This window comes from Lacihabitans sp. LS3-19 (genome assembly GCF_024343575.1).
Lineage (GTDB): Bacteria > Bacteroidota > Bacteroidia > Cytophagales > Spirosomataceae > Leadbetterella.
Window position 1 is genome coordinate 1 of the sequence record NZ_RJUA01000130.1, and the last position, 2,196, is coordinate 2,196.

Annotated in this window: 2 protein-coding genes; one reads left to right on the top strand and one right to left on the bottom strand. The window is 32.1% G+C overall.

Annotated features, from left to right (window positions below; translation table 11 throughout):
- A partial coding sequence (locus EGI22_RS22885; protein WP_255070949.1) for a hypothetical protein occupies positions 1 to 520 on the bottom strand: 520 nt, incomplete at its 3' end.
- A 153-nt stretch (positions 521 to 673) separates the two neighbouring features.
- Between EGI22_RS22885 and EGI22_RS22890 the strand changes: the two genes are divergently transcribed.
- Complete coding sequence (locus EGI22_RS22890) at positions 674 to 1,831, top strand: cytochrome-c peroxidase (protein ID WP_255069339.1); 1,158 nt, start codon at positions 674 to 676, stop codon at positions 1,829 to 1,831.
- The last annotated feature ends 365 nt before the right edge of the window (positions 1,832 to 2,196 follow it).

The following is a 2,196-nucleotide window of genomic DNA, read 5'->3' on the forward strand; positions in this document are numbered from 1 at the left end:
CTTCAATTAATGCATTTTTGTTAATATGTTTAAGATTTACTTCAATATCATCTAACATATTGTTCCAGAGCTTCCAGTGCAGACGATTTATTGCTATTTCTAAATTGTCAATATTTTTAGCTTCTTTGCAATCATTTATATCTCCAATTTTAAGATATCCATTATCTGTTTTTTTGAAAAACTCCATATCAGTATAAAACCAAACAACTGTCTTCTTTTCTTCCATTCTCGACCCAAATTGATAATCATTTATTTTAATTACAATTTGATTTTTCTTGTTATTTATTGGTAAACTTGAATTTATAAAATCTTGAATAAGTAAATTTAAAGGCCCATTGGTTTCGAGTTTTTGAACAGAATCTTGACTAATAAAAGTAAAATCCTTATCAATCCTAGCATCAATGACTTTAATTACATTTATTTTTGAAGTAACTAAATTGAGTTTTTTAAAATAAGGGTTAAAATTAATCTGAGCAAAAGATTGAAAACTTAAGAATAGGAGAAGAATTAGATATTTCATTTATTATGGATTGTTTTTGAAATCTGAGAAAAAAGCATGCCATGTTTCTTTAAAAATTAGAAATATTTTTTTTAAAAATTCAGGCAAAAACTGATGTATTACATATTTTAAGGTTTATATTTTACATAGTTTTATTTCAAAAGACCTCATGGTATGCTCAGAATATTATTAATGGTATTGTTTTTTGGATTTATTTCCTGCCAAAACAAGAAGGAAAAAGAAGTAATTGAAGAAGATGATTCTCTCGTAGTTTCTGCACTTCCATTAGATATTCCTTTTCCAGAAAATAATCCTCATTCAAAAGAAAATGCTGACCTAGGTAAACTACTCTTTTTTGACCCAATACTTTCTGGAAATAAGGACGTTGCATGTGCCACTTGCCATCATCCTGAGTTTGGATTTGCGGAAAATTTGGAAATAAGTATTGGTGTAAATGGCCATGGTTTTGGAAGTAAGCGACAATTTAATAGCCCGAACGAAATCCCTTTTGTAAAACGAAATTCTCAAGCCATTGTAAATGTGGCTTTTAATGGCTTCAACTCTGAAAGTGAAGTAAATCCAAATAGTGCTCCAATGTTTTGGGACTTAAGAGCTGAAAGTCTTGAAAAGCAAGCACTTGAGCCTATTAAAACTATGGAAGAAATGCGTGGAAAATCTATTGAAGAACATGAAATTTTAGATTTAGTTGTAAAAAGAATCAAGTTGATTAAAGAGTATAATATGCTTTTTGAAAAAGCTTTTGGTAAAAATGCTGTAAATATTGATAACCTTTCAAAGGCTATTGCCACCTATGAAAGGACAATTGTGGCTAACAATTCTAGATTTGATAAATATATGCGTGGTGATGCTACCGCCTTGTCATATAATGAGATAGAAGGCATGAAAGCTTTTAGAAAAGCTGGGTGTATAAATTGCCACAATGGGCCAATGTTCTCTGATTTTAAACAACATGTATTAGCTCCAAAAGCAAACGAAAAACTCACTTTTTTCGATGATGGTATTAATAAAACAAATGGCTTTAGAACACCAAGTTTACGGAATTTAAGGCTTACAGCTCCCTATATGCATAGTGGGAAATTGAAAACATTGACCAATGTTTTGGAGTTTTATGAAGATTTAGCTGGAGGTACTATTGCAGAATCAAAAATTAATCCTGAACAAATTGACCCTTTGGTGAAGAAACTTAAAGTCAACTTCAAAGATATTTCTGCAATTGTTGAATTTCTAGGTACGCTAAACGATGAATCTTATGATAAATCTATTCCTGAAAAAGTGCCTAGTGGACTAAAAGTAGGAGGGGAGATTTACTGATATGAGGTATTTTACCCTATAAAAAAACTTAAGGCAGGCTTCAAAGAAGCCTGTGGTCCGACATCTCGGCTAAGTATATTCTATTCAAGCGAAAGGTCGCCCCCGCCTACCTATCAAGCTATGAAAATATTTTTTATAAGTATACCTCTATAAAAAACTTAAGGCAGGCTTCAAAGAAGCTTGTGGTCCGACATCTCGGCTAAGTATATTCTATTCAAGCGAAAGGTCGCCCCCGCCTACCTATTAAGCTATGAAAATATTTTTTGTAAGTATACCTCTATAAAAAACTTAAGGTAGGCTTCAAAGAAGCCTGTGGTCCGATATCTCGGCTAAGTATATTCTATTCAAGCGAAAGGTCGCCCCCG